Below are 8,544 nucleotides of genomic sequence, written 5' to 3' on the forward strand. Positions count from 1 at the left end.
GAGGCGGCCGACCCGCGCCAGCCGCCGCGCCCCGGCGAACTGATCCCCTATCTGTCGGAGCCGGCCACCTGGCGCGGCGCGCCGAGCGATCCCAGCGCGCCGACCTATGTCTCCGGCGACAGCATTACCGGCTACAACGAGCGCGGCCTGGAACTGCAGGGCAATGCCGAACTGCGCAGCGACGGCGCGGTGATCAAGGCCGACAAGCTGACCTACGACCAGGACAGCGACGAGGCGCTGGCGACCGGCAATGTCCGGCTCTCGCGCGAAGGCACGCTGGCGGTCGGCCCCGAGGCGAAGCTGCGCGTCGAGGCCAACGAAGGCTACATGCTGTCGCCGGACTACTACTTCCAGCAGACCGGCGGTTCGGGCACGGCCGAGCGCATCGACTTCCTGAACAAGAACGAGAGCACCATCCAGCGCGCCACCTATACCACCTGTTCGCCGGACAACGCGGACTGGTATTTCAGCGCGCGCCAGCTCGATCTGGACAGCGACCGTCAGGTCGGCACCGCGCACGGCGCCGTGCTGCGCTTCTTCGACGTGCCGATCCTGGCGGCGCCGGCGGTGACCTTCCCGCTGACCGACGAGCGCCGCAGCGGCTTCCTGGCGCCGCTGATGGCCTACAGCTCCCGTTCGGGCTTCGACCTGACGGTGCCGTACTACTTCAACATCGCGCCGAACCGCGACCTGACGCTGTATCCGCGCGTGATGAGCGAGCGCGGCGTGCAACTGGGCGGCGACTTCCGCTATATCGGCAACGGCTACGCGGGCCGGATCCGCGGCGAGTTTCTGCCGAACGACCAGAAGACCAACTCGGACCGCTGGCTGTACTCGATCCAGCATACGCAGAACCTGGCCAAGGGCCTGAACGCCTATGTGAACCTGAACCGGGTATCGGACGACCGCTATCCGGACGACCTGACGCGCACGGTCGCGCAGTCGACGCTGCGGCAGTACACGCAGGAGGGCGGGGTCACCTACAACTGGCAGGACTTCTCGCTGCTGGCGCGCGTGCAGACCTTCCAGACGCTGGCGCCGAGCCAGCCAACCTATGAGCGCGTGCCGCAGTTGAACGGCAAGTTCACGCGCTACAACTGGGGCGGCTTCGACGTGCAGATCGAGGCCGACTACACGCGCTTCCGCATCCCGCTGACGACCACCGGCTTCCAGCAGCCGCAGGGCGAGCGCGTGTTCATCCAGCCGTCGATCAGCTATCCGATCGTGCGCCCGGGCTGGTTCGTGACGCCCAAGGTCATGTTCAACGCGGCCCAGTACCAGATGGAGCCGTCGACCAACACGCCGGGGGCCAACAACACGCTGACGCGCTCGGTGCCGACCTTCAGCATCGACAGCGGCATGACGTTCGAGCGCGATGCGCCGACCATCAGCCGGCTGTTCGGCACCAAGTACCTGCAGACGCTGGAGCCGCGGCTGTTCTACGTCTACACGCCGTTCCGCGACCAGAGCGCATTCCCGCTGTTCGACACGGTGCAGTCGGACTTTGGCTACGGCCAGATCTTCAGCGAGAACCCGTTTACCGGCTACGACCGCATCGCCGACAACAACAAGCTGACCGCGGGCGTGACCACCCGACTGATCGAGTCCGAGACCGGCATCGAACGCTTCCGTGGTACGCTGGCGCAGCGCTTCGACATGAGCGGCCAGCGCGTGCAGTTGACCGGCACGCTCGACGATGCGGAGAAGGGCTATTCGGACCTGCTGGGCGCCACCACCATCCAGCTGTTCCGCGGCTACTACATCAATGCCGGGATGCAGTACAACCCGGAAAACGACCGCGTGATCCAGTCGAACATCGCGTTCGCGTGGCGGCCGGAGCCGCGCAAGCTGCTCAATGTCGGCTATCGCTACCGGCGTCCGACCACGGTCACCGACAATACCGCGATCGACCAGTTCGAGATCTCGAGCCAGTGGCCGATCACGCGGCGGACCTACGGCATCGGGCGTGTCGCCTACGACATGAGCGCCAACCAGCTGGTCGATACGCTGCTGGGGCTCGAATATGCCGCCGACTGCTGGGTCGGCCGGGTCGCTTACCAGCGATTCCGCAATACCACGCAGGGCTACACCGGCCGCGTGTTTCTGCAGGTGGAGTTCCGCGGCCTGTCGAAGATCGGCTCCAATCCGCTGGATATCATGAGGTTGAACGTGCCTGGCTACGAGCCTGTCTCGGCCGCGCCGATCCCTCAGACCCAGTTCGACCATTACGAATGACGGACCATGATGAAGCGTCAAGCAGTCTCTGTATTTTCCGTTGCCGCGGCATCGTCGCGGCGTTCGCGCGGCATCGTGCTGTCCGCATTGCTCGCCTGCGCGGCCGTTCCGGCGGCCGCGCAGCTGAAGGCACCTGGTGGGTCCGGCTCCGCGCCGCGCGCCACCGGCATCTTCGTGCCGCAAGGTTCCCAGGCCACGCCGCCGACCTCGCCGACCCAGCCGCGTCTCGGCTCGGGGCAGCGCACCGGCCGCTCGCAGCTGGTCGACGAGGTGGTGGCGATCGTCAACAACACCGTGATCACGCGGCGCGAGCTGCTCGATAGCGCCGACGAGATCGAGAACCAGCTGCGCACCGCCGGCCGCCCGATTCCGCCGCGCGAGGAACTGCTCGGCGAAGTGCTGGAACGGCTGGTGATGGAGCGGGTGCAGACCCAGGCCGCGCAGGACGCCGGCATCCGCGTGACTGACCAGGAAGTCGACCGCGCGATCGAATCGGTCGCGCAGCAGAACCGCATCAGCGTGTCCGACCTGCGCGCGCAGGTCGACCGCAGCGGCATGACGTGGGACAAGTACCGCAGCGAACTGCGCAAGCAGGTGCAGGTGATCCGGCTGCGCGAGCGCGAGGTCGATTCCAAGGTGCAGGTGTTCGACGGCGAGATCGACAACTACCTGGCCGCGCGCGCCGCACGCAGCGGCGCCGCGCCGACCGGCGAGGCCCAATATGACGTCGCGCAGATCTTCGTGCGCGTGCCCGAGGGCGCCAGCGACGCGCAGAAGGCGCAGCTGCGTGCCAAGGCCGAGGGGCTGCTGAAGCAGGCCCAGGGCGGCGCGGACTTCGCGCAGCTGGCGCAGAACAATTCGGACGGCGCCGAGGGTGCCAAGGGCGGTTCGCTCGGCTATCGCGAAATCGGCCGCCTGCCCGCGCAGTTCGCCAACGCCGTGCTCGATCTGCAGCCCGGCAAGGTGGTGCCCGAGGTCGTCGAAAGCCCGGCCGGCTTCCATGTGCTGAAGCTCGCCGGCAAGCGCACCGCGCCCGCCGGCGGCGATGCCGCGCCCAGCCGCATCACGCAGACGCAGGTGCGCCATATCCTGATCCGCACCGGCCCGAACATGCCCGAGGCCGAGGCGCGCCGGCAGCTGTCGACGCTGCGCGACCGCATCCAGCACGGCACCAGCTTCGCCGATATCGCCAAGCGCTATTCGCAGGACGGTTCGGCGCAGAACGGCGGCGAACTCGGCTGGGTGTCGCCCGGCGAGCTGGTCCCCGAGTTCGAGCAGGCGATGAACCGCCTGCGCCCGGGCGAAGTATCCGAGCCGGTCACCAGCCAGTTCGGCGTGCACCTGATCCAGGTCGACAACCGGCGCGAGGTCGAGGTGTCGCCGGAGAAGCAGCGGGACTTCGCCCGCGCCGAGGTGCGCGAGCAGAAGCTGCGCGCCGCCTACGAAGATTGGCTGCGCCAGCTGCGCGAGGCGGCCTATGTCGAATACCGGACCAACCGCGAGGCAACCCGCTAAGGGTCCCACCAGGGCTCCCGCCACGGGAACCGTTTCGCCACCACGATGACCGCGCCGTCTGCCACACCCTCCGCCCCATCCGATGTATCGCATCCGGCCGCATCGCTGCCGATCGCGATCACGACCGGCGAGCCGGCCGGCATCGGTCCGGACATCACGATCCGGGCGGTGCTGGAGCTGGCGGGCGGGAAGGCGGGCCCGCGCTTCCATGTGCTCGGCGACGCGCGGCTGCTGGCCGAGCGCGCCGCGGTGCTCGGATTGGGTGAAGCGTGGCAGCACAGGCTCGATGCGGGCGATGTCATCGTTGACGATATTCCGCTGGCCGTGCCATGCCAGCCGGGTGTGCTCGACGCGCGCAACGGCCGCCATGTGCTGGCGCTGCTCGATGCGGCGCTGGCCGGCCTGCAGCCGCTGCCGGGGCAGCCCGCGCGCTATGCGGCGGTGGTCACCGCGCCGGTGCAGAAGAGCACGATCAATGACGCCGGTGTGCCCTTCACCGGCCATACCGAATATCTGGCGGAACGGGCCCGCGTCGCGCGCGTGGTGATGATGCTGGCCGGCCCCCAGCCCGCGCATGCCAATGCGATGCTGCGCGTGGCGCTGGCCACCACGCATCTGCCGCTGCGCGCCGTGCCCGATGCGCTGGACGTGCCGATGCTGCTCGAGACGCTGACGATCGTCGACACCGATCTGCGGCGGCGTTTCGGCCTGGCCCATCCCCGCATCCTGGTGACCGGCCTGAACCCGCACGCGGGCGAGAGCGGCCACCTCGGCCGCGAGGAGATCGACATCATCGCGCCGGCGCTGACCAAGGCGCGCGAGGCGGGCATCGACGCGCGCGGCCCCTATCCGGCCGACACGCTGTTCCAGCCGCGGCTGCTGCGCGACGCCGACTGCGTCCTGGCGATGTACCATGATCAGGGCCTGGCGCCGCTGAAATACGGCACCTTCGGCCGTGGTGTCAATATCACGCTCGGCCTGCCGTTCATCCGCACCTCGGTCGATCACGGCACCGCGCTCGATCTGGCCGCTACGGGCCGCGCCGAACACGGCAGCATGATCGAGGCGATCCGCTGCGCGATCGGCATGGTCGGCCATGCCGCGCAGGACCTGCGCGGCGACCCGCCGGCCGGACACTGAAGAGACATCGATGCGTTCCCCTGTGCACCAGGGCCATACGGCCCGCAAGCGATTCGGCCAGAACTTCCTGGTCGACGACAGCATCATCCACGGCATCGTCAATGCCATCGACCCGCACGCCGGCGACCTGATCGTCGAGATCGGCCCCGGCCTGGGCGCGCTGACCGAGCCGCTGCTGGAGCGGCTCGATCATCTGCACGTGGTCGAGCTGGACCGCGATCTGGTCGAACGGCTGCGCCGCCGCTACGGCGACCGCATGACGATCCACGCGGGCGATGCGCTCGCCTTCGATTTCGACCAGCTGAAGCAGCCCGGACGCCCGCTGCGCATCGTCGGCAATCTGCCGTACAACATCTCGAGCCCGCTGCTGTTCCATCTGATGGAGTTCGCCGATCACGTGCGCGACCAGCATTTCATGCTGCAGAAGGAGGTGGTCGAGCGGATGGTGGCCGAGCCGGGCAGCAAGGCCTTCGGCCGGCTGTCGATCATGCTGCAGGTGCGCTACCACATGGAGTACGTGCTCGACGTGCCGCCGGAGTCGTTCAATCCGCCGCCCAAGGTCGATTCCGCGGTGGTGCGGATGATTCCGTGGCCGCGCCACGAGGACGGCCGGCTGCGCTCGCCGTACGCCGCGTGCGACATGATGGTGCTGGGCGACCTGGTCACCGCGGCGTTTTCGCAGCGCCGCAAGGTACTGCGCAACACGCTGTCGATGCTGCGCGATCACGTCGACTTCGACGCGATCGGCTTCGACCTGGGCCGCCGCGCCGAAGAGGTGCCGGTGGCCGAGTACGTCGAGCTGGCCAATCGCATCGGCGGGTAAGCCCGATTTTTCTTCCCTTTCCTTCCCTCTGCGGGCCGCTGCAGTCGGCATACTGTGTCGGCGCGCTGTGTCGGCGGCCTGCGCAAGAATTCCGCCCGAATGCTAAAACGCGCCTTCCGGCGCGGATGAGAATCGCGCCGCGACCGGCCCAGGGCCGCGTCGCGCGATCTCTCAACCGCAAAGGAGCGCAGCATGCATGCTAGCCGTATCACGAGCCAGGTCCCGCTGTTCCAGTCCGGCCCCGTACCCGACACCGTTCACGGCGCGCGCCGCGCCACCAGCGATGAACGCACCGGCAGCGCCGGCCTCCACCACGCAGGCCGCGAACTGACACTGGCGCTGCGGCGCCACGACGGCCCGGCGGTGCGCGAGTGGCTTCAGCGCGAACCGGCCGCCATTGGCTGGCGCGACGAGCAGGGCAACACGCCGTTGCACACCGCGATCCAGTCGCGTTGCGAACCGGCGCTGATCAATACGCTGCTCGCCCATCGGGCCGATCCCGCCATCGCCAATCGCGACGGCGACAACTGCATGCACCTGGCGCTGGGTCTGCGTCCGACCATGCCGGCGGTGGTGCAGTCGTTGCTGGACCACGGGCGCTGGTACGGCGGCGGCATCGGGCTCGGCGCCCTCGGCAAGCCGAACCGGCACGGCAGGAGCGCGCTGGAACTCGGCAGGGACGTGGGCGGCGCGCCGGCGCCCGGCCATGCGGCGATCCTGCCGGCGCTGGAGGAGGCCCTGGTGGACTGGATGAATGGATTCAGGAGCAGCGTGCTGGCGGCAATCGAAGCCGACGATGCGGCCGCGCTGCGGCATCTGGTGACCAGCGCCGACTGGAGCCTCGACATGCCGATCAAGGACGGGCTGGACCTGTTGCAGCTGGCCTTGCGCAACAAGGCGCCGCGCGTGGCCTGCGCGCTGATCGACCTGGCGGCGGCGGTCGACAACCGCGCCGTGCTCGAACAAGCGGAGCCCGCCATGGGCATGACGCCGTTGATGACCGCGATAGCGCTCGGCGCGGACGCGCCGTTCGCGCGCTTGCTGCTCCATGGCGTTCCCGTCGATGCCCGGGGCCCACTAGGCATCACGGCGCTGCATCTGGCGGCCGCGTTGGGCCAGCTGCGTGCCGTGCAGCAGTTGGTGGCCTACGGCGCCGACCCGGATGTCCGCGACGATGCCGGCACCTCGCCGATGATGGTGGCGGCGTCGGACGGATACCTGGACATCGTCAAGAGCTTGCGCGATGCCGGCGGCAACATCAATGGCCGCGATACGCTGGGCCGCACGCCACTGATGTACGCGCATATGAGCGACCAGCCGCCGGGCTTCATCTTCAAGATCATCGTGGCGGGGGCGCGGACCGACATGGTGGACGGCAAGGGCGCGACCGTCAGGGACTATCAGCTCGAAAGCAATATGCGTCGCGTGGCGAACGGCAAGAGTGTTTGCACCATCCTTTGAGACCGCGCCTCGCCGCGGTGCGCGGACGGCGCAGCCCCGAGGCCCTGGGGGCCCGGGTAGCCCGTTAGGGCCGGCTGGCGTCGCGCGTCGAGTTGCGCTCGATCAGCTCGATCTTGTAGCCGTCCGGGTCTTCGACGAAGGCGATCACCGTGGTGCCGCCCTTCACCGGGCCGGCCTCGCGCGTGACCTTGCCGCCGGCCGCGCGGATGCGCTCGCAGGCGCCGGCGGCATCGTCCGTCTCCAGCGCGATATGGCCGTAGGCGGTGCCCATCTCGTACTTGTCGACACCGTAGTTGTAGGTCAGCTCGAGCACCGCGGTTTCGCTCTCGGGGCCGTAGCCGACGAAGGCGAGCCGGTACTTGTATTCGGGGTTGTCGCTCTCGCGCAGCAGTTGCATGCCGAGCACGCGGGTGTAGAAATCGATCGAGCGCTGCAGGTCGCCGACACGGAGCATGGTGTGGAGGAGTCGCATGATGAGCCTCTGTTGGGGATGTTCTATTGACGTCTTGTTGGGGGTACTGCGGGGTTCCACGCGGGTGTTGCGGGAAAGGCGTTAGTGTAGAACGGATCGGCGCAGCGATCCGAGGGGACGCCGCCGGTGCCCGCCGCGTCAGAACGCCGGCAACGCTTCCGGCGGATGGCTGCGCAATTGCGCGCGCGCGTCGCGGAACTCGGGGAAGATCGACGCCACCGTGTCCCAGAAGCGCGGGCTGTGGTTCATTTCCTTCAGGTGCGCCAGCTCGTGCGCGGCCACATAGTCGATCACCGACAACGGGAAATGCATCAGCCGCCAGCTCAGCCGGATCTTGCCGTCGGAGGTGCAGCTGCCCCAGCGCGTATTGGCCGAGCTCAGCGCGAAGGCGCGATGCCGCACGCCGAGCTTCTCCGCATAGATATCGAGCCGCTCGGCCAGCAGGCGCTTGGCCTGGTGCTGCAGCCACGCCTGCACGCGGTCCTTGATCTGCTGTTCGTCGGCCTGCTCGGGCAGCGCCAGATGCAGCACGCGCGCCTGCCCATCGAACAGCAGCGTGCCGGTCGGCGAGTCCAGCCGCAGCGTGATCGGCTTGCCCAGGAAGGGCAGCGTCGCGCCGTCGCGCCACTGCACCGCCGGCAGCACGCGCTGCGCATCGCGCTGTTGCCATTCGGCCAGCTTGCCGAAGATCCAGCGCTGTTTCTCGGCGATGGCCGCTTCGATGTCGGCGATCGTGACCCAGCGCGGCGCGGTGATCGACAGTCCGCGGTCGTCGATGACGAAGCCGATGGTGCGCCGGGACGAACGCTTCAGCGTGTAGTGCAGCGGACGTTCGCCCAGCCGCAGCAGCCGGGCGTTGGGCTGCGGCGCCGGCCACGGCGCCGTGGCCGGGCCGGCC

At 68.6% G+C, this 8,544-nt stretch carries 7 protein-coding genes; 5 read left to right on the top strand and 2 right to left on the bottom strand.

The genetic code is table 11. From position 1 onward, the window contains the following. The 5 genes from B551_RS09025 to B551_RS25120 all read left to right on the top strand — a co-directional run. Positions 1 to 2,235: LPS-assembly protein LptD (locus tag B551_RS09025; RefSeq protein ID WP_023263928.1), on the top strand; the 2,235-nt coding region annotated here is incomplete at its 5' end. Positions 2,236 to 2,244: 9 nt separating this feature from the next. Further along, the gene (locus B551_RS09030; protein WP_006576858.1) at positions 2,245 to 3,750 is read left to right on the top strand and encodes a peptidylprolyl isomerase; all 1,506 of its coding nucleotides are present in this window, start codon (positions 2,245 to 2,247) and stop codon (positions 3,748 to 3,750) included. A gap of 45 nt (positions 3,751 to 3,795) precedes the next feature. Continuing rightward, on the top strand, positions 3,796 to 4,890 hold the full coding sequence (gene pdxA, locus B551_RS09035) for a 4-hydroxythreonine-4-phosphate dehydrogenase PdxA (protein WP_006576857.1): 1,095 nt from the start codon (positions 3,796 to 3,798) through the stop codon (positions 4,888 to 4,890). Between the two features lie 10 nt (positions 4,891 to 4,900). After that, positions 4,901 to 5,713 carry a 16S rRNA (adenine(1518)-N(6)/adenine(1519)-N(6))-dimethyltransferase RsmA gene (gene rsmA / locus B551_RS09040; protein ID WP_043438338.1) on the top strand — a complete coding sequence of 271 codons (813 nt, stop codon included), beginning with the start codon at positions 4,901 to 4,903 and terminating at the stop codon, positions 5,711 to 5,713. A gap of 192 nt (positions 5,714 to 5,905) precedes the next feature. Continuing rightward, positions 5,906 to 7,174: an ankyrin repeat domain-containing protein gene (locus B551_RS25120; protein WP_006576855.1), complete on the top strand. Its 1,269-nt coding sequence runs from the start codon at positions 5,906 to 5,908 to the stop codon at positions 7,172 to 7,174. Between the two features lie 64 nt (positions 7,175 to 7,238). Here B551_RS25120 and gloA read toward each other — a convergent pair whose 3' ends face one another. Both gloA and B551_RS09055 read right to left on the bottom strand, forming a co-directional pair. Further along, positions 7,239 to 7,646, bottom strand: coding sequence for a lactoylglutathione lyase (gloA, locus tag B551_RS09050; RefSeq protein WP_006576854.1), 408 nt, complete (start codon positions 7,644 to 7,646; stop codon positions 7,239 to 7,241). Positions 7,647 to 7,784: 138 nt separating this feature from the next. Further along, the coding region (locus B551_RS09055) for a M48 family metallopeptidase (protein ID WP_023263930.1) at positions 7,785 to 8,544 on the bottom strand (760 nt) is incomplete at its 5' end.

This window comes from Cupriavidus sp. HPC(L), from assembly GCF_000307735.3.
In the GTDB taxonomy this organism is placed as follows: domain Bacteria; phylum Pseudomonadota; class Gammaproteobacteria; order Burkholderiales; family Burkholderiaceae; genus Cupriavidus.

What these genes read in the sequence shown, in the direction of transcription:
- B551_RS25120 (WP_006576855.1), top strand. Translation starts at nt 5,906, where the DNA reads ATGCATGCTAGCCGTATCACGAGCCAGGTCCCGCTGTTCCAGTCCGGC.
- gloA (WP_006576854.1), bottom strand. Translation starts at nt 7,646, where the DNA reads ATGCGACTCCTCCACACCATGCTCCGTGTCGGCGACCTGCAGCGCTCG.
- rsmA (WP_043438338.1), top strand. Translation starts at nt 4,901, where the DNA reads ATGCGTTCCCCTGTGCACCAGGGCCATACGGCCCGCAAGCGATTCGGC.
- pdxA (WP_006576857.1), top strand. Translation starts at nt 3,796, where the DNA reads ATGACCGCGCCGTCTGCCACACCCTCCGCCCCATCCGATGTATCGCAT.
- B551_RS09030 (WP_006576858.1), top strand. Translation starts at nt 2,245, where the DNA reads ATGAAGCGTCAAGCAGTCTCTGTATTTTCCGTTGCCGCGGCATCGTCG.